Here is a 16,591-nt window from a genome sequence, read left to right as displayed (position 1 = left end):
GTCAGATCGGCGGGGTCGGGGTGCCGCGCATGGCGTCCCAGACCCGTGAGGGCGTCAGCGGCATGTCGGCGTGCCGGATGCCGAACGGCTTGAGCGCGTCGACCACGGCGTTGACGATGGCCGGCGGCGAGCCGACCGTGGCGGACTCGCCCACGCCCTTGGCCCCGATCGGGTGGTGCGGCGAGGGGGTCACGGTGTGGCCGGTCTCCCAGTCCGGCACCTCCATGGCGGTCGGGATCAGGTAGTCCATCAGCGAGCCGCCGAGGCAGTTGCCGTCCTCGTCGAACGCGATCATCTCCATCAGCGCCATCCCGACGCCGTCGGTGAGGCCGCCGTGCACCTGGCCCTCGATGATCATCGGGTTGATCCGGGTGCCGCAGTCGTCGACCGCGACGAACCGGCGAACCTTGACCACCGCGGTGCCGGGGTCCACGTCGACCACGCAGATGTACGCGCCGAACGGGTAGGTCAGGTTCGACGGGTTGTAGCAGATCTGCGCCTCGAGGCCACCCTCGATCCCCTCGGGCAGGTCGCCGGCGCCGTGGGCGCGGAAGGCGATCTCCTGGATGGTGACCGACGCGGAGTCGTCGCCGGCCACGTGGAAGCGGCCCTTGTCCCACTCCAGGTCGGTGACGTTCACCTCGAGCATGCCGGAGGCGATGATGCGCGCCTTGTCGCGGACCTTGCGGGCCACCAGAGCGGCCGCGGCGCCGGACACCGGGGTGGACCGGCTGCCGTAGGTGCCCAGGCCGAACGGGGTGTTGTCGGTGTCGCCGTGGACCACGTCGATGTCGTCCGGGGCGATGCCCAGCTCCTCGGCGACGATCTGGGCGAACGTCGTCTCGTGGCCCTGGCCCTGCGACTGCACCGACAGCCGCACGACGGCCTTGCCGGTCGGGTGGATCCGCAGCTCGCAGCCGTCGGCCATGCCCAGGCCGAGGATGTCCATGTCCTTGCGGGGACCGGCGCCGACGGCCTCGGTGAAGAACGAGATGCCGATGCCCATCAGCTCGCCGCGGGACCGCTTCTCCTCCTGCTCCCGGCGCAGGTCGTCGTAGCCGACCATGTCCATGGCCAGGCGCATGGTCGGCTCGTAGTCGCCGGAGTCGTACGTCCAGCCGGTCTTGGACTCGTACGGGAACTGCTCGGGCCGGATGAAGTTCTTGAGCCGCAGCTCCGCCGGGTCCATGCCGAGCTCGTAGGCCAGGCAGTCCACCAGCCGCTCGACCAGGTACACCGCCTCGGTGATCCGGAACGAGCAGGCGTAGGCGACGCCGCCCGGGGCCTTGTTGGTGAACACCGCGGTCATCGAGCAGTACGCGGCCTCGATGTCGTAGGAGCCGGTGAAGACGCCGAAGAAGCCGGCCGGGTACTTGACCGGGCTGGCCACGCCGTTGAACGCGCCGTGGTCGGCCAGCACGTGGGTGCGGATGGCGCGGATGCGGCCGTCCTTCGTCGCCGCGATCTCGCCGCGCATGATGTAGTCCCGGGCGAACCCGGTGCTCATCAGGTTCTCCGAGCGGTCCTCCATCCACTTCACGGGCTTGCCCGTGACGATGGAGGCGACGATCGAGCAGACGTAGCCGGGGTAGATCGGCACCTTGCCGCCGAAGCCGCCGCCGATGTCGGGGCTGATGACCCGGATCTTGTGCTCGGGCAGGCCTGCGACCAGCGCGTAGACGGTGCGGTGGGCGTGCGGGGCCTGGGTGGTCGAGTACAGCGTGAGCCGGCCCTCGACCTTCTCGAAGTGCGCGACCGAGCCGCAGGTCTCCATGGGCGCCGGGTGCACGCGCGGGTAGACGATGTCCTCGGTGACGTGCACCTCGGCGTCGGCGAAGACAACCTCGGTGGCGTCCTTGTCGCCGGTCTCCCAGTCGAAGCAGTGGTTGTCGGTCTTGCCCTCGAGGTCGGTGCGGATCACGGGGGCACCGGGCTCGAGCGCCTTCCGGACGTCGACGACCGGGTCGAGGATGTCGTACTCGACGTCGATGAGCTCGAGCGCGTCGCGGGCCGCGTACCGGTCCTCGGCGACGACGACGGCGACCTCCTGGCCCTGGAACCGCACCTTGTCGGTGGCGAGCACCGCCTGCACGTCGTTGGACAGCGTCGGCATCCAGGCCAGCTTGAGCCCGGCGAAGTCCTCGCCCGTGAGCACGGCCTTGACCTTCGGGTGGGCCTTGGCGGCGGAGGTGTCGATCGACACGATCCGGGCGTGGGCGACGGGTGAGCGCAGGATGGCCATGTGCAGCATGCCGGGCAGCACGACGTCGTCGACGTAGCGGCCCATGCCGCGCACGAAGCGCGGGTCCTCCTTGCGCAGCATCCGGCCGTAGCCGACCGGCTTGTGGTCGTTGCTGGCGTGCGGGTCGGTGGCCCCGGCGTCGGCGCGGTCGGTGGTGGTGCTGCCGGCGGTGCCGGGACGGTCCTCGACGGTGGTCATGCGTTGCTCCCCTCGGTCGCGGTGGCGGCGACCGGGGTGGCCTCGGCCTCGCGCGCGTCGGCCTCGTGCTTCGCGGCCCACTGGATGGAGCGGACGATCGTCGCGTAGCCGGTGCACCGGCAGATCTGGCCGGAGATGGCCTCGCGGATGGTGTGCTCGTCCGGGTCGGGCTGCCGGTCGAGCAGGGCGCGGGCGGTCATCATCATGCCGGGCGTGCAGAAGCCGCACTGCAGGCCGTGGCACTGCATGAAGCCCTGCTGCACCGGGTCGAGGCCCGCCTCGGTCTCCAGCCCCTCGACCGTGCGGACGGTGTGCCCGTCGGCCATCGCGGCCAGCACCGAGCACGCCTTGACCGGCTCGTCGTCCAGCCACACCACGCAGGTACCGCAGTTGCTGGTGTCGCAGCCCCAGTGGGTGCCGGTGAGCCCGAGGGTGTCGCGCAGGAAGTGCACGAGGAGCATGCGCGCCTCGATCTCCTCGCTGACCTCGGTGCCGTTGACGGTCATGGTGACGATCATTCGGAGGCTCCCGTGGTGCTCATCAGGCGGGCGACGGACCGGCGCAGGGCGCGCCGGGTGAGCTCGTCGGCGAGGTGGCGCTTGTACGCCTCGGTGCCGCGGCTGTCGGTGCTGGGCTCGCAGGCGGCCGACGCGATGGCGCCGGCCTCGGCGAACAGCTCCTCGCTGGGGACCTTGCCCCGCAGCGCCGCGGAGACCGCGGGGATGCCGGTGGTGTTCGGGCCGACCGCGGCCATGCCCACCCGGGCGTCGGTGATGGCCCCGTCGGCCAGCCAGACCGCGGCCCCGACCGACGTCACGGCCCAGTCGCCGGCGCGGCGCTCGACCTTCTCGTAGGCGCTGGAGCCCCCGGGGCGGATCGGGATGCGGACCTCGACCAGCATCTCGGCGTCGCCGACGGCGGTCTCGTAGGGCCCGCGGTGGAAGTCCTCCATGCTGACGACCCGCTCGCCCGAGCCGTTGCGGATGACGCAGCTGGCGTCCAGCGTGGTGCAGACCGCCGACAGGTCCTCCGACGGGTCGGCCTGGCACAGCGAGCCGCCGAGCGTGCCGCGGTTGCGGACGACGGGGTCGGCGATGACCTTCTCGGCGTCGCGGATGATCGGGAACAGCCCGGCCAGCCCGTCGTGCTCCAGCAGCTCGCGGTGCCGGGTCATCGCCCCGATCCGGACCTCGTCGTCCCCGACGTGCACGTAGCCGAGCTCCTCGTGCAGGCCGTTGATGTCGATGACGTACTCGAGGTTGGCCAGGCGCAGCTTCATCATCGGCAGCAGGCTGTGCCCGCCCGCGATGAGCCGGGCCGTGTCGCCGTAGCGCTCCAGCAGCCCGATGGCGTGGTCGACGCTCGTGGCTCTCTCGTACTCGAACGGTGCGGGAACCTGCATGTGGACCCCAGACGTCGGTGTCGGTGACGGGTGCCTGACTATCCCCGCCCGGGCACCTGGTCTGTCAACAGCCACCTAAGTGAATCCTTAGCCGGTTCGTACCCCCGGTCGGAACAGGCCGTCCGCCGTCGCGCTTACCCTCGTGTGATGACGAGCGTCGGCCTGGGGATGCCCTCCCTCCCCGTGACGGCCACCACGCCCCGCCCGGCGGGCGAGACGGGGCTGCTGGACACCTACGGCCGCCGGGCCCGGGACCTGCGGGTGTCGTTGACCGACCGCTGCAACCTGCGCTGCTCGTACTGCATGCCGCCCGAGGGGCTGCCGTGGCTGCCCGGCCCGGAGCTGCTGAGCTCGGCCGAGATCACCCGTCTGGTCGAGCTGGCGGTGCGCGACCTCGGCATCGACGAGGTCCGCTTCACCGGCGGCGAGCCGCTGCTGCGCAAGGACCTGCCCGCGCTGGTCGAGGCCGCGGCGTCGCTGACCACCCCGGACGGGCGGCGCGTGAAGACCGCCCTCACCACGAACGGCATCGGCCTGGACCGCCGCGCGGGCGACCTGGCCGCGGCGGGCCTGGACCGGGTGACGATCAGCCTGGACACCCTGCAGCGTGACCGCTACCAGGCCATCACCCAGCGCGACCGGCTCCACGACGTGCTGCTCGGGGTGGACGCGGCGTTGGCTGCGGGGCTCACCCCGCTCAAGATCAACACACTGGTCGTGCGGGGCGTCAACGAGGACGAGCCGGTCGACCTGGTCCGCTGGGCCTGCGCGACCGGGGTCGAGCTCCGGATCATCGAGCACATGCCGCTGGACGCCCACGAGAGCTGGGAGCGCTCGAGCATGGTCACCGCGGCCGAGGTGCTCGCCACCCTGTCGACGGCGTTCGAGCTGGTGCCGATGGCGCAGCGGGGCAGCGCCCCCGCCGAGCGCTGGGAGGTGCTCGAGGGCGGCGTCCGCCTCGGCACGGTCGGCGTCATCGCCTCGGTCACCCGGCCGTTCTGCGGCGACTGCGACCGGATGCGGCTCACCGCCGACGGCCAGGTCCGCAGCTGCCTGTTCTCGACCAGCGGGACCGACCTGCGGGGTCTGATGCGCTCCGGGGCCGACGACGAGACCCTGGCCGTGGCGTGGCGCGGCAACGCCTGGGCCAAGAAGGCCGGCCACGGCACCGACGACGAGGGCTTCGTCCGCCCGGACCGGCCGATGAGCGCGATCGGTGGCTGAAGGGCGGGTGCGGGTCCGCTTCTTCGCCGGGGCCCGGGCCGCGGCGGGCGAGCGCGAGACCACGGTCGAGGTGCTGGCCGGCGACCGGGTGGCTGACGTGCTGGGCCGGCTGGGCGAGGCCCGTCCCGAGCTGGTCCGGGTCGTGGCGGCCTGCTCGTTCCTGCTGGACGGGGTCTCGGCCCGCTCCGACGCGCCGCTGGCCGGTGCGGCCGAGCTCGACGTGCTGCCGCCGTTCAGCGGGGGCTGAGCTCCCCCAGCCCGACCCACTCGTCGCTGCCGTCGGCGAAGTGCTGGTGCTTCCAGACCGGCAGCCGCTCCTTGACCGCGTCCACCAGCGCGGCCGCCGTGGCGAACGCGTCACCGCGGTGCGCCGCGGCCACCGCCACCGCCAGCGCGCAGTCGCCCACCCGGAGCGGGCCGACCCGGTGCAGCACGGCCAGCGCCGCCGCCGCCGAGGTCGCCGCGACCTCCTCGGCGACCCGCTGCACGACCGCGGCCGCGTCGGGGTGGGCCTCGTAGTCCAGCAGCGTGACGGCCCCCCGGCCCGGGGTGTCGTGGTCGCGCACGACCCCGTCGAAGGTGACGACGGCGCCGTGCGCGGGCCCGGCGACCAGCTCGTGCAGGTGCGCGACGCCGATGGGCGCGTCGCTGATGCCGGCGAGGAGGACGGCGCAGCCCGGGGTGCTCATGGCCGCGAGCCTACGGCCGGGCCGGGTGTCAGTCCCGGGCGGAGCGCCGCCCCAGCCACCAGCCGACCAGGCCGGCGGTCAGACCAGCCGCGACGAGCGGGCCGAAGCGGCGCAGCAGCGTGGGCAGGAGCACCGAGCCGAGGTCTAGCGCCTCGGGCTCCGGCTGGGGGGTGAACTCCCCCCGGGGCCGGATCGGCGTGGTCGTGCCGGTCGTGCTGGCGCTCGGCCCGGTCTGCGGCGTGGCGGACGGCACGGCCGCGTCGGGCGCACCGACCGGTCCGGACCCGGCCGGACGCAGGTCGGCCGGGGCGACGTCCTGCACGCTGGCCCCCGCCCCGGCCCCGGCCTGCGAGGCGGTGGTGCCGGCCGAGGCGGCGACGTCGGCCGGGGTGGTCGTCGGGGCGGCCTCGCCCGCGCCGGCGTCACCGGCGGCCAGGGTCTCGGCCAGGCAGGAGGCGAACTGGTCGAGCAGCTTGCCGCCGATCTCGCTGATCATGCTCTTGCCGAACTGCGCGACCTTGCCCGACACCTTCAGGTCGGTGTCCACGACGACGTCGGTGCCCTCGCCGGCGGCCTCCAGCCGCGCCGTCACCGTCGCGGCGGCGGTGCCGTTGCCCCGGCTGTCCTTGCCCGTGGCCTCCAGCACCGCCCGGTAGCCGTCCCGGTCGCGCTCGAGGAACCGCCCCGACCCGGCGAACTGCATCGAGACCGGGCCCACCTTGACCTTGGCCTTGCCGGTGAAGTCGTCCCCGTCGAGGCTGGTCAGCTGGGCGCCGGGCAGGCAGGGGGCGATCCGCTCGAGGTCGTTGAACGTGGTCCACGCCTCCTCGATGCCGATCGGCACGTGGAAACGGTGCTGGAGCTCCATGGGGTCAGCCCTTCCGGACGGGGTGGCCGGAGCGCAGGGGCGCCACGGAGGGTCGGGGGTGCCTGGACGTCGTCGTCGAGGTCGGTCGCATGGCGGAGTGTGTCACCACGCGACGCCGAGGCGTCAAGGACTCGTCGCGCGCGACGCGGGCTCCTCCCGGACCAGACCGCGGTGCACGGGTCCGTCGACGTCACCCAACCGGGCCCCCGTGCCGCCCCACTGCAGCTGCAGCACCTCGGCCGCGATCGACACCGCGGTCTCCTCGGGCGTGCGCGCGCCCAGGTCCAGCCCGATGGGCGAGGACAACCGGGCCAGCTCCACCTCGCCCAGACCCGCCTCGCGCAGCCGCCGCAGCCGGTCGGAGTGGGTGCGCCGGCTGCCCATCGCGCCCACGTAGCCCACCTGGGGCAGGCGCAGGGCGACCTCGAGGACCGGCACGTCGAACTTGGGGTCGTGGGTCAGGACCGCCAGCACGGTCCGCTCGTCGAGGCGGCCGGCGTCGCGCTCGGCCGCCAGGTAGCGGTGGGGCCACTCGACGACCACCTCGTCCGCGTCGGGGAAGCGGGTGGCCGTGGCGAACACGGCGCGCGCGTCGCACACCGTGACCCGGAAGCCGAGGAAAGCCCCCATCCGGGCCAGCGCCGACGCGAAGTCGATGGCACCGAACACGACCATGCGGGGGCGGGGGGCGTGCGCGGCGACGAACACCCGCATGCCCTCGCCCCGCCGCTCGCCGTCGGGACCGTAGGTGAGCCCGTCGGAGCGCCCCCCGGCCAGCAGGCCGCGCACGTCCGCGGCGACGGCGTCGTCGGCCCGGGTCGAGCCGAGGGAGCCCTCCGTCGAGGTGGGCCGTACCACGAGCCGACGTCCCACCCGGGACCGGTCCGGGTGCGCGACCACGGTGCAGACGGCCACCGGTCGCCCCGCGGCCACGTCGGCCGCCACGTCGTCCAGCTCCGGGAAGCCCGCCGGGTCGACCCGCTCGACGAAGACGTCGAGGATGCCGCCGCAGGACAGCCCCACCGCGAAGGCGTCGTCGTCGCTCACGCCGTAGCGCTGCAGCACCGGCTCCCCGGTGACGAGCACCTCGGCGGCCAGCTCGTACACCGCCCCCTCGACGCAGCCGCCGGACACGCTGCCCACCACCTGCCCGCCCGGCCCGACGAGCATCAGGGCGCCGGGCTGCCGGGGGGCCGAGCGCCAGGTGCCCACCACGGTCGCGACCCCGACCGGCTCCCCCGCGCGCCACCAGCGCAGCAGGTCGGTCAGGACCTCACGCACGGCCGCCTCCGGGCCCTCGGCCCGGGGCATGCGGGGCGACGTCGGTGTCGTTCACGGCTGAAGCATCGCACCCGCGCGGCCGGGGCGGGCACCGCGCAGGGCGGCATCCACCACGTGGCCCCCAGCCCGCCCGGGGCTCAGGGGCGCGGGCCGGGCTCCCCGTCGTCGACCGGCCCCGCGTCGTCGCCACCGGCCTGGACGTAACCCGCGAAGGCCTCGTCCAGCCGGGCCTCGTCCGGCGAGGCCGGGGCGTTGAGCGAGGCGAAGGCCTGCTCGGCCACGTCGAGCTCGTAGCTGGCCAGGGTGATCAGGTCCCGCAGACCGCGCGCGCCGAACCGGTCGCGCACCTGGTGGACGGCCTCGGCCACGGCCGGGTCCACGTGGGTCTCGACCTCCTCGTGGATCGGGTCGGCGTGCGCCACGTGGTCGTGGTGGTCGTCGCGGGTCGCCGCGAGGGAGTCCTCGGGGAACGGCTCGATGGGTCCTGCCAGCGGGTCGGTGCTCATGGTGACCATCCGACCACACGCAGGCGCCGGACGCCCCCCTACGACGAAGACCCCCGGGAGGTCCCGGGGGTCTTCGCCGTGCGGTTCAGGTGGAGCTGGTGGGGCCTGGACTCAGAAGTCCATGCCGCCCATGCCGCCCGTGGGGTCGCCCCCGCCGCCGGCCGGGGCCTTCTCCGGCTTGTCGGCCACGACGGCCTCGGTGGTGAGGAACAGCGCCGCGATGCTGGCGGCGTTCTCCAGCGCGGAGCGCGTCACCTTGGCCGGCTCGACGATGCCCGTGGCCATCATGTCGACGTACTCGCCGGTCGCGGCGTTCAGGCCCTCGCCCAGGGGCAGGTTCTTGACCTTCTCCGCGACGACGCCACCCTCGAGGCCGGCGTTGACGGCGATCTGCTTGAGGGGGGCCTCGAGCGCGACGCGGACGATGTTTGCCCCGGTCGCCTCGTCACCGGTGAGGCCGAGGTCGTCCAGCGCGGGGAGCGCGTTGACCAGGGCGACACCGCCGCCGGGGACGATGCCCTCCTCGACGGCCGCCTTGGCGTTGCGGACGGCGTCCTCGATGCGGTGCTTGCGCTCCTTGAGCTCGACCTCGGTGGCCGCGCCCGCCTTGATGACGGCCACGCCGCCGGCGAGCTTGGCGAGGCGCTCCTGGAGCTTCTCGCGGTCGTAGTCGGAGTCGCTGTTCTCGATCTCCGCGCGGATCTGGTTGACCCGGCCGGCGATGGCGTCGGCGTCGCCGCCGCCCTCGACGATCGTGGTCTCGTCCTTGGTGATGACGACCTTGCGCGCGTGGCCGAGCAGGTCGAGGGAGGCGGACTCGAGCTTGAGGCCGACCTCCTCGGAGATGACCTGGCCACCGGTCAGGATCGCGATGTCCTGCAGCATGGCCTTGCGACGGTCGCCGAAGCCCGGGGCCTTGACGGCCGCGGACTTGAAGGTGCCGCGGATCTTGTTGACGACGAGCGTGGCCAGGGCCTCGCCCTCGACGTCCTCGGAGATCACGAACAGCGGCTTGCCCGACTGCATGACCTTCTCCAGCAGCGGGAGCAGGTCCTTGACGGTCGAGATCTTGGAGTTGACCACGAGCACGTAGGCGTCCTCCAGGACGGCCTCCATGCGCTCGGTGTCGGTGGCGAAGTAGGGGCTGATGTAGCCCTTGTCGAAGCGCATGCCCTCGGTGAGCTCGAGCTCCAGGCCGAAGGTCTGCGACTCCTCGACGGTGATGACGCCTTCCTTGCCGACCTTGTCCATGGCCTCGGCGATCATCTCGCCGATCTGGGTGTCAGCGGCGGAGATCGAGGCGGTCGAAGCGATCTGCTCCTTGGTCTCGACGTCCTTGGCGGTCTCGAGCAGGCGGGCGGAGACGGCCTGGACGGCCTTCTCGATGCCGCGCTTGAGGGCCATCGGGTTGGCGCCGGCCGCCACGTTGCGCAGGCCCTCGCGGACGAGCGCCTGGGCGAGGACGGTCGCGGTGGTGGTGCCGTCACCGGCGACGTCGTCCGTCTTCTTGGCGACCTCCTTGACGAGCTCGGCCCCGATCTTCTCGTACGGGTCCTCGAGCTCGATCTCCTTGGCGATGGAGACGCCGTCGTTCGTGATCGTGGGGGCGCCCCACTTCTTCTCCAGGACGACGTTGCGGCCCTTGGGGCCGAGCGTGACCTTGACGGCGTCCGCGAGCTGGTTCATTCCCCGCTCGAGGCCGCGCCGGGCTTCCTCGTCGAAAGCGATGATCTTGGCCATCTGGTGGTGATCCCTCCGCACACGGTGGGTGGCATGGACCGGTGTCGCCCGCGACGGACGGACAGCGGCCGACGGTCACGTCCCGCCTTGCCGCTGGCCTCGACGGCCGGTCCCGGGGCCCGTGCAGGACCCTAGGTCTGTTGTCACTCCCGGCATGAGAGTGCCAGCGCCATTATTGGCACTCGGGTACCGAGAGTGCAAACCACGGGGCCCGGTCCCGCCGGTCGCCGACCGCCCCGGGACGACCCGGGGGGGTTTCACGGCGCGGCCGGGCGGGTACCGCGTGGCCGTCGCACTCGTTCGCCCGACCCACGGAGACCCACCGCATGCTCACGACCCTGCTCCTGATCGTCGTCCCGACCACCGCCCTCGGCCTCGTGCTCGGCATGGCCCGGCTGGAGGAGAGCCTGCTGCGGGCCCCGGCCCGGCACCGTGGCGACAGCGCCGCCGCGACGGCCCGGACGGCCGCGCTGTGAGCGCCGCCGGAGCGAAGGTCGCCTTCCTGGTCGCCGGGGAGGGCATCGAGCAGGTCGAGCTGACGGAGCCGTGGCAGGCCGTGGCGGCCGCAGGCCTGCAGCCGGTGCTGCTCAGCCCGGAGGCCGGCGAGGTGCAGGCGTTCGAGCACCTGGACAAGGGCGACACCTTCGCCGTCGACGTCGTGGTGGGCGAGGCGGACGCCGACGACTACGTCGGTCTGGTGCTGCCGGGCGGGGTCGCCAACCCCGACGCGCTGCGGACCGACGCCGACGCCGTCGCGTTCGTCGCCGCGTTCCTTCGCTCCTCGCGGCCCGTGGCCGCGATCTGCCACGCCCCGTGGACGCTGGTCGAGACGGGTCTGCTGCCCGGCCGGCGCCTGACGTCGTGGCCGAGCCTGCGGACCGACCTGGCCAACGCCGGGGCGGAGTGGGTGGACGAGGAGGTCGTCGTCGACCGGCTCGGGGCCGGGACGCTGGTCACCAGCCGCAACCCCGACGACCTGCCGGCCTTCTGCCGCGAGCTCGTCGCGGCGCTGCCGAGCGCCACCTCCGACTGAGACCACCCGGCGCGGCCCGCGTACCGGACGACGCGGGCCGCCCGGGGGCACAGCCGGCAGCACGACCCACCGTCGGCGCCACCAGCACCGGCCGCACAGCACAAAGGGCGGCACCCTCGCGGGTGCCGCCCTTCGGCGTGCTGTACCTGTCTGAGCGACCGGCCCGCAGGGCCGGAGGCGGGATCAGATCGGGTTGACAGCCTCGGCCTGCGGGCCCTTCTGGCCCTGACCGATCTCGAACTCCACGCGCTGACCCTCGTCGAGGGACTTGTAGCCCTGCGCCTGGATCGCGGACCAGTGGACGAAGACGTCGGCGCCGCCGCCGTCAACCGTGATGAAGCCGAAGCCCTTCTCGGCGTTGAACCACTTGACAGTGCCCTGAGCCATGTTGCTCCTGTTGCTGATGGTGCCGCTGCGCGGCCCCGGAGATCCCGGGTCGTCGGCGTCCCGGGATCGGGACACCGGGTCTCACGCGAACGGTCTTCAGCTACCGGAGCGGTGCTTCATTCCTCGAGCCCCCGGAGGGGCCGTCGTGCTCAACCAGGTACCAGCGTAGTGCCTCGGGGCCCGCTGGAGCACCATGTCCTCGTGGTGGGTGTCCCGGACGACCGGCTCGCGCGGCGACGGGCCCGCCGTCGCCGCGCCAACCTGCTCAACGGGTCGACGGCCGCCGGCCTCTGGCTGGCCCGCCGGCACGGCGTCCGGCTGCGCCCGGGACCCCACGGCCTGTGGCTGGCACCGGGGTACCCGCGCCGCTTCCCGGCCCCCCACGCGGGCGCCGTCTGCGTGGGCGACGTCGTCCTGCTGCGCCGCGGCGCCCCGACCGGCGGCGGGGTGGACGTGATGGACCGGCAGCCGCTGCTGCTGGACCACGAGTCCCGCCATGCGGACCAGTGGGCCCGCTGGGGCGGACCCGTCGGGTTCCTGCCCGCCTACCTGCTGGCCTCGGCGTGGTCCTGGCTGCGCACCGGCGACCCGCACTCGGCCAACGCGTTCGAGCAGGCCGCGGGCCTGGCCGACGGCGGCTACCGGGTCCGTCCCCTGCGCGGGCTCCCGGGGCGGGGCCTCGCACGACGGCTCGGCCGACGCGTCCGGCGACGCGGCGGCCGGGGCGCTCAGCCGCTGTAGTCGGGGCCGAGCACGAGGGTGATGACGTCGACGTCTTGCGACAGCTCGGTGGCACCGACCCCGAGGTCCTCGGCGACGGCCTCGGCCGTGGCCTGCTGGTCCTCCTCGGGGTACAGGACCGTCGTGGGGATCTCGTCGCCGTCGAAGTTGCCGACCTCGCCGACGGTCCAGCCCAGGTCCTCCAGCGACTCCCCGGCGCCGGCCGCCAGCCCGGGGGTGGAGGTGCTGTTGAGCACGTCCACCGGCAGCGAGCGGTCGACGACGGGCTCGGCGTCCTCGCTCGGCTCCTCGCTCGGGTCCTGGGTCGGCTCACCGGTCGGGTCGCCCGTCGGCTCACCGGTCGGGTCGACGGCGGACGCCGGGGCCGACGCCTCGTCCGAGGGCTGAGTCGTGGCCGCCGGCGGTGCCACGGACGACGCCCCGCCCGCCTGGCGCAGGTCGTCCCCGACGCCCAGCACGTCGAAGGTCAGCAGACCCCAGAGCAGCACGGCGGAGGCGATCGCGACCGCCCCCAGGGTCAGCAGGGCGACGAGCAGCGGGTGCCGACGGGCACGGTGGGCGCCGGAACGGTGGTGCTGCGGCGCGGCGAGGTCGTCCATCGGGTCGGAGGCTACCGCCCCGTCCGGTGACCTCAGGACCCTGCGTCCAGGCGACGCGCACCCCGGGGGCGCAGCCGGGCGGCCCGAGCCCGCCGCAGCCGCTTGACCAGCACGGGGTCGTGGCGCAGCGCGGGCTCCCGCTCGAGGAGGGCGTTGACGAGCTGGTAGTACCGGGTCGAGCTGACCCCGAAGCGCTCCCGGACCGCCTGCTCCTTGGCCCCGGGCTGCTTCCACCACTGCCGCTCGAAGTCGAGCAGCTCCAGGTCCCGCTCGCTCAGCCCCTCGGGCGGTCGCGGGGTGTCGACGTCCTGGCTCACCTGCCACCTCACCCGCTCCGGCCCGACGCGCGCGGACCGCTGCGCCCGCCAGACTAGCAACGAACTACACGCGTGTGGTTCGCAGCCGGGCGGCCGTGCCCAGGTCCAGGACCAGCAGGAACAGCCCCTGCACGACGACCCCGGCCCCGTCACCGACGCTGTCCCGGCCCCGCACCGTGCCGGCCCGCACCAGGGCGGCCCCCGCAGCCACGTAGCCCACGTCCAGAGCGGCGTTCAGCAGCAGCAGGCGCCGCAGCGAGGCGGTCTCGCCCGACCGGTCGCGCACCGGCTTGCGGCCCCCGACCGCACCGGCCGCGGCGATGGCCAGGTCGACCGCCCCCCAGGCCACGGCCTGCCGCGCGAACCCGGACGCGCGCGGGCCGAGCTGTCGGGCGCCCAGGGCCGCCCCGCCGGCCACGGATGCGAGCGACCACCCCACCAGGGTCCGGGTGAGGTCGGAGCGGACCTGCTCGAGCGTCGCCATGGGGTGATCGTGCAGGATCGGGTCCGTGAGCGCCCGTCCGCTGTCCGAGCTCGTCCACCCGTCCTGGCTGCCCGCCCTGCAACCCCTCGAGGCGACGGTCGCCGCCCTGGGCGAGCTGCTGCGCGAGGAGGCCGCCGCGGGCCACCGGTACCTGCCCCCGGGCCCGGCGGTCCTGCGCGTCTTCGAGCGCCCGCTGGAGCAGGTCCGGGTGCTGGTGGTGGGCCAGGACCCGTACCCCACCCCTGGTCACGCCGTGGGCCTGTCGTTCTCGGTGGCGCCCGACGTCAGACCGCTGCCCCGCAGCCTGCGCAACATCTTCGTCGAGCGCGAGGCGGACCTCGGCCTGCCCGTTCCGCGCTCGGGCGACCTGACGCCCTGGGCCGAGCAGGGGGTGATGCTGCTCAACCGCGTGCTGACGGTGCGGGCGGGCGACCCCGGCTCCCACCGCGGCAAGGGCTGGGAGCAGGTCACCGAGGCGGCCATCCGCGCCCTGGTCGAGCGCGGCGGCCCCCTGGTGGCCGTGCTGTGGGGCCGGGACGCGCGCTCGCTCGCCCCGTTGCTGGGTGACGTCCCGCGGATCGAGAGCGCGCACCCGAGCCCGATGTCGGCCGACCGCGGCTTCTTCGGCTCGCGGCCGTTCAGCCGGGTGGACGCGGCCCTGGTCGAGCTCGGCGGCGCCCCGCTGGACTGGCGGCTGGCCGGGGAGGCCTGAGCTCAGCCGGTCAGCGCGAGCACGACCGTGCCGAGACCGGCACCGAACAGCCCGGCCACGACCCCCGCGCCGACCCCGCCCAGCTGCAGCGCCAGGTCTCGGCGGCGACCGGCCAGCAGCGACCGGGACAGCTCCAGGGCCAGCGTCGACCACGTCGACAGGCCGCCGCAGACCCCGAGCACGGCGAGCACGGCCACGGCCGCCACGGTGCCGGCCAGGTCGCTGCCCGGGGTCCCGGGTCCCGGCCCCAGGTCCAGGCGCAGCTGGAGCACCAGCGCCAGCCCGGCCACCGCCGAGGCGGGCAGGTTGACCCAGGCCGAGCCCAGCGCCCGCACCCGGGGCGACCGCGAGGCCGCGACCCGGGCCAGCGCGGCCGCCCGCAGCCCGGTGCCGGCCCCGGCGCCCAGGACCAGCACGACCAGCAGCGCTGCGGCCAGGAGCAGGCCGGTGGTCGGGTCGGCGTCGCTCACGGCCGCTCACCCCCGGCGAGGAGACCGACCAGGCAGGCCGCGACCGACGCGAGCGGCACGGCCAGCAGGAGCAGCAGGGCGAGTGCAGGTGCGGGCTCGGCCAGCCGGACGACGTCCAGCACCCAGCCCGAGAACGACGTGAACCCGCCCAGCACCCCGGTCGTGACCAGCGGGTCCACCCGGCCGCGCCCGCGCGCCACCACCAGCCCCATGACGAAGCACCCCAGCACGTTGACCGCGACCAGCACGGCCCAGGCCGGCAGCGCCGGGGCCAGCGCCGCGGACGACGCGCCCGCCGCCACCCGGGCCGCGCCGCCGAGCGCGCCGCCCGCCGCGACGGCCAGCAGGGTCCGGCCCGGTCGCGGGCCGTCCGCCACCGGCGCGGCCCCGCTCACGCGCGTGCCCCGCGCGCCTGGGGCGGCGCGGACGGCACGGGCGGCTCGGGCGTCAGGCCCACGGGTCGGCGGCGCGGCCCACCATCTCGGCCACGTCGAAGTCGTAGACGCGGCGGCCCTCGACGTAGGTGGTCAGCGCCCGGCTCATGACGTCGAGCGGGTCGCCGTCCCAGACCACGACGTCACCGTCCAGGCCGGGGGTCAGCGAGCCGACACGGTCGTCCAGGCCCAGGAAGCGGGCGGGGTTGACCGTGATGGCCCGCAGCGCCTCCTCGGCCGGAAGCCCCTCCTTGACGGCGAACGTCGCCTGGTGGACGAGGAACGCGATGGGCACCACCGGGTGGTCGGTGCTCAGGCCGACCCGGACGCCCGCGGCGTGCAGCAGGGCCGGCGTCCGCAGGGTGCGGTGGCGCAGCTCGACCTTGGACCGTGAGCCCAGGGTGGGCCCGACCAGGCAGGGGATGTCGGCGGCGGCGAGCTCGGCGGCCAGCAGCTGGCCCTCGGTGGCGTGGTTGAGCACCAGGCGGTAGCCGTACTCCCGGGCCAGCCGCAGGGCCGTGGCGATGTCGTCGGCCCGGTGCGCGTGCTGGCACCAGGGCACCTCGCCGTCCAGGGCCAGCAGCAGGGTGTCGCTGGTCGGGTCCGGCGGCGGGCCGATCTCGCCGCGCTCGGCGGCCTGCAGCTTCTGCGTGCGGTGGTACAGCGCCCGGTCCAGGGCGTCCCGCACGACCGCGGCCACACCCATCCGGGTGCTGGGCAGACGCCCCTTGTCGCCGTGGACCCGCTTGGGGTTCTCGCCCAGCGCGCTCTTGAGGCTGGCGGGCTCCCGGAAGCACATGTCGTCCACGGTCCGGCCCCAGGCCTTGAGCGCCACCGTCCGCCCGCCGACGACGTTGCCCGAGCCCGGCTTGACGACGACCGACGTCACGCCACCGCCCAGCGCGTCGACGAACGCGATGTCGGCGGGGTTGACCGCGTCCATGGCCCGCAGCCGCGCCGTGACGGGGTCGGTCATCTCGTTGTGGTCCCGGCCGGGCCAGTCCTCGCCGTCCTCGAAGATGCCCAGGTGGCCGTGGGCCTCGACGAAGCCCGGCAGCACCCAGCGGCCCGTGACGTCGTGCACGGGCACGTCGTCGGGCACCGGCACGTCGTCCACCCGGCCCACCGCGGCGAGGCGGCCGTCGCGCACCAGCACGGTGCCGCGCTCGAGCACCGCTCCCTCGACCGGCACGACCCGGCCCCCGACCAGGGCCACGTCCCGGCCCTGGCCGACCGGCGGCCCGCTGAACCCCGCGGTGGCCAC

The 16,591-nt window shown here is 74.4% G+C and carries 21 protein-coding genes; 6 read left to right on the top strand and 15 right to left on the bottom strand.

Going from position 1 to position 16,591, the window contains the following annotated elements:
* Position 1: 1 nt before the first annotated feature.
* From SJY06_RS05535 to SJY06_RS05525, 3 genes are read right to left on the bottom strand one after another with little or no spacing between them, the layout of a single operon-like run.
* Positions 2 to 2,440 carry an aerobic carbon-monoxide dehydrogenase large subunit gene (locus SJY06_RS05535; protein WP_380165449.1) on the bottom strand — a complete coding sequence of 813 codons (2,439 nt, stop codon included), beginning with the start codon at positions 2,438 to 2,440 and terminating at the stop codon, positions 2 to 4.
* On the bottom strand, positions 2,437 to 2,958 hold the full coding sequence (locus tag SJY06_RS05530) for a (2Fe-2S)-binding protein (RefSeq protein ID WP_380165447.1): 522 nt from the start codon (positions 2,956 to 2,958) through the stop codon (positions 2,437 to 2,439). The genes SJY06_RS05535 and SJY06_RS05530 overlap by 4 nt, the downstream gene beginning before the upstream one ends.
* On the bottom strand, positions 2,955 to 3,842 hold the full coding sequence (locus SJY06_RS05525; RefSeq protein ID WP_380165445.1) for an FAD binding domain-containing protein: 888 nt from the start codon (positions 3,840 to 3,842) through the stop codon (positions 2,955 to 2,957). The genes SJY06_RS05530 and SJY06_RS05525 overlap by 4 nt, the downstream gene beginning before the upstream one ends.
* Positions 3,843 to 3,989: 147 nt before the next feature.
* Here SJY06_RS05525 and moaA point away from each other — a divergent pair, with 147 nt between their 5' ends.
* The gene (gene moaA, locus SJY06_RS05520) at positions 3,990 to 5,066 is read left to right on the top strand and encodes a GTP 3',8-cyclase MoaA (protein WP_380165443.1); all 1,077 of its coding nucleotides are present in this window, start codon (positions 3,990 to 3,992) and stop codon (positions 5,064 to 5,066) included.
* Positions 5,059 to 5,313 (top strand): MoaD/ThiS family protein, encoded by a 255-nt coding sequence (locus SJY06_RS05515; protein WP_380165441.1) that lies wholly within the window; start codon positions 5,059 to 5,061, stop codon positions 5,311 to 5,313. Before moaA ends, SJY06_RS05515 begins: the two co-directional genes overlap by 8 nt.
* Here the strand turns inward: SJY06_RS05515 and SJY06_RS05510 are convergent.
* The 5 genes from SJY06_RS05510 to groL form a co-directional block, all read right to left on the bottom strand.
* The gene (locus tag SJY06_RS05510) at positions 5,300 to 5,755 is read right to left on the bottom strand and encodes a molybdenum cofactor biosynthesis protein MoaE (protein WP_380165439.1); all 456 of its coding nucleotides are present in this window, start codon (positions 5,753 to 5,755) and stop codon (positions 5,300 to 5,302) included. The genes SJY06_RS05515 and SJY06_RS05510 overlap by 14 nt on opposite strands.
* A 28-nt stretch (positions 5,756 to 5,783) precedes the next feature.
* On the bottom strand, positions 5,784 to 6,599 hold the full coding sequence (locus tag SJY06_RS05505) for an SRPBCC domain-containing protein (protein WP_380165437.1): 816 nt from the start codon (positions 6,597 to 6,599) through the stop codon (positions 5,784 to 5,786).
* 147 nt (positions 6,600 to 6,746) lie between these two features.
* Positions 6,747 to 7,934 (bottom strand): XdhC family protein, encoded by a 1,188-nt coding sequence (locus SJY06_RS05500; RefSeq protein ID WP_380165435.1) that lies wholly within the window; start codon positions 7,932 to 7,934, stop codon positions 6,747 to 6,749.
* Between the two features lie 107 nt (positions 7,935 to 8,041).
* Positions 8,042 to 8,410, bottom strand: coding sequence for a hypothetical protein (locus SJY06_RS05495; protein ID WP_380165433.1), 369 nt, complete (start codon positions 8,408 to 8,410; stop codon positions 8,042 to 8,044).
* A 111-nt stretch (positions 8,411 to 8,521) separates the two neighbouring features.
* Entirely contained in the window at positions 8,522 to 10,150 is a 1,629-nt protein-coding gene (gene groL, locus SJY06_RS05490) for a chaperonin GroEL (protein ID WP_380165431.1), read from the bottom strand.
* A 326-nt stretch (positions 10,151 to 10,476) separates the two neighbouring features.
* On the opposite strand from groL, the gene SJY06_RS05485 reads away from it, so the two are divergent.
* Positions 10,477 to 10,626: a hypothetical protein gene (locus tag SJY06_RS05485; protein WP_380165430.1), complete on the top strand. Its 150-nt coding sequence runs from the start codon at positions 10,477 to 10,479 to the stop codon at positions 10,624 to 10,626.
* Complete coding sequence (locus SJY06_RS05480; protein WP_380165428.1) at positions 10,623 to 11,183, top strand: type 1 glutamine amidotransferase domain-containing protein; 561 nt, start codon at positions 10,623 to 10,625, stop codon at positions 11,181 to 11,183. Before SJY06_RS05485 ends, SJY06_RS05480 begins: the two co-directional genes overlap by 4 nt.
* A gap of 183 nt (positions 11,184 to 11,366) precedes the next feature.
* On the opposite strand, the gene SJY06_RS05475 is transcribed toward SJY06_RS05480, so the two are convergent.
* Positions 11,367 to 11,570, bottom strand: a complete 204-nt coding sequence (locus SJY06_RS05475) for a cold-shock protein (protein ID WP_380165426.1) — start codon at positions 11,568 to 11,570, stop codon at positions 11,367 to 11,369.
* A gap of 201 nt (positions 11,571 to 11,771) precedes the next feature.
* Between SJY06_RS05475 and SJY06_RS05470 the strand changes: the two genes are divergently transcribed.
* Positions 11,772 to 12,311, top strand: a complete 540-nt coding sequence (locus SJY06_RS05470) for a hypothetical protein (protein WP_380165424.1) — start codon at positions 11,772 to 11,774, stop codon at positions 12,309 to 12,311.
* Here the strand turns inward: SJY06_RS05470 and SJY06_RS05465 are convergent.
* The 3 genes from SJY06_RS05465 to SJY06_RS05455 form a co-directional block, all read right to left on the bottom strand.
* Positions 12,299 to 12,910, bottom strand: coding sequence for a LytR C-terminal domain-containing protein (locus tag SJY06_RS05465; RefSeq protein WP_380165422.1), 612 nt, complete (start codon positions 12,908 to 12,910; stop codon positions 12,299 to 12,301). The two genes, SJY06_RS05470 and SJY06_RS05465, sit on opposite strands and share 13 nt — an antisense overlap.
* Before the next feature lie 32 nt (positions 12,911 to 12,942).
* Positions 12,943 to 13,227, bottom strand: a complete 285-nt coding sequence (locus SJY06_RS05460) for a DUF3263 domain-containing protein (protein WP_380165420.1) — start codon at positions 13,225 to 13,227, stop codon at positions 12,943 to 12,945.
* Between the two features lie 64 nt (positions 13,228 to 13,291).
* Complete coding sequence (locus SJY06_RS05455; protein WP_380165418.1) at positions 13,292 to 13,711, bottom strand: DUF6992 family protein; 420 nt, start codon at positions 13,709 to 13,711, stop codon at positions 13,292 to 13,294.
* Between the two features lie 25 nt (positions 13,712 to 13,736).
* Between SJY06_RS05455 and SJY06_RS05450 the strand changes: the two genes are divergently transcribed.
* Positions 13,737 to 14,423: a uracil-DNA glycosylase gene (locus SJY06_RS05450; RefSeq protein ID WP_380165416.1), complete on the top strand. Its 687-nt coding sequence runs from the start codon at positions 13,737 to 13,739 to the stop codon at positions 14,421 to 14,423.
* A gap of 2 nt (positions 14,424 to 14,425) precedes the next feature.
* Here the strand turns inward: SJY06_RS05450 and SJY06_RS05445 are convergent, their stop codons facing one another.
* The 3 genes from SJY06_RS05445 to SJY06_RS05435 are packed head-to-tail and all read right to left on the bottom strand — an operon-like array spanning position 14,426 to position 16,591.
* Positions 14,426 to 14,893, bottom strand: coding sequence for a CrcB family protein (locus SJY06_RS05445; RefSeq protein WP_380165414.1), 468 nt, complete (start codon positions 14,891 to 14,893; stop codon positions 14,426 to 14,428).
* Complete coding sequence (locus SJY06_RS05440) at positions 14,890 to 15,288, bottom strand: CrcB family protein (protein WP_380165412.1); 399 nt, start codon at positions 15,286 to 15,288, stop codon at positions 14,890 to 14,892. The genes SJY06_RS05445 and SJY06_RS05440 overlap by 4 nt, the downstream gene beginning before the upstream one ends.
* Positions 15,289 to 15,340: 52 nt before the next feature.
* Positions 15,341 to 16,591, bottom strand: coding sequence for an amidohydrolase family protein (locus SJY06_RS05435; protein WP_380165410.1), 1,251 nt, complete (start codon positions 16,589 to 16,591; stop codon positions 15,341 to 15,343).

It is taken from the genome of Jannaschia sp. R86511, assembly GCF_042466345.1.
In the GTDB taxonomy this organism is placed as follows: Bacteria; Actinomycetota; Actinomycetes; order Actinomycetales; family JBBAYJ01; genus Aquipuribacter.
This window is presented reverse-complemented; position numbering and strand designations above follow the sequence as displayed.

What these genes read in the sequence shown, in the direction of transcription:
- SJY06_RS05525 (WP_380165445.1), bottom strand. Translation starts at nt 3,842, where the DNA reads ATGCAGGTTCCCGCACCGTTCGAGTACGAGAGAGCCACGAGCGTCGAC.
- SJY06_RS05465 (WP_380165422.1), bottom strand. Translation starts at nt 12,910, where the DNA reads ATGGACGACCTCGCCGCGCCGCAGCACCACCGTTCCGGCGCCCACCGT.
- SJY06_RS05530 (WP_380165447.1), bottom strand. Translation starts at nt 2,958, where the DNA reads ATGATCGTCACCATGACCGTCAACGGCACCGAGGTCAGCGAGGAGATC.
- SJY06_RS05500 (WP_380165435.1), bottom strand. Translation starts at nt 7,934, where the DNA reads ATGCCCCGGGCCGAGGGCCCGGAGGCGGCCGTGCGTGAGGTCCTGACC.
- SJY06_RS05475 (WP_380165426.1), bottom strand. Translation starts at nt 11,570, where the DNA reads ATGGCTCAGGGCACTGTCAAGTGGTTCAACGCCGAGAAGGGCTTCGGC.
- moaA (WP_380165443.1), top strand. Translation starts at nt 3,990, where the DNA reads ATGACGAGCGTCGGCCTGGGGATGCCCTCCCTCCCCGTGACGGCCACC.
- SJY06_RS05455 (WP_380165418.1), bottom strand. Translation starts at nt 13,711, where the DNA reads ATGGCGACGCTCGAGCAGGTCCGCTCCGACCTCACCCGGACCCTGGTG.
- SJY06_RS05535 (WP_380165449.1), bottom strand. Translation starts at nt 2,440, where the DNA reads ATGACCACCGTCGAGGACCGTCCCGGCACCGCCGGCAGCACCACCACC.
- SJY06_RS05485 (WP_380165430.1), top strand. Translation starts at nt 10,477, where the DNA reads ATGCTCACGACCCTGCTCCTGATCGTCGTCCCGACCACCGCCCTCGGC.
- groL (WP_380165431.1), bottom strand. Translation starts at nt 10,150, where the DNA reads ATGGCCAAGATCATCGCTTTCGACGAGGAAGCCCGGCGCGGCCTCGAG.
- SJY06_RS05495 (WP_380165433.1), bottom strand. Translation starts at nt 8,410, where the DNA reads ATGAGCACCGACCCGCTGGCAGGACCCATCGAGCCGTTCCCCGAGGAC.
- SJY06_RS05510 (WP_380165439.1), bottom strand. Translation starts at nt 5,755, where the DNA reads ATGAGCACCCCGGGCTGCGCCGTCCTCCTCGCCGGCATCAGCGACGCG.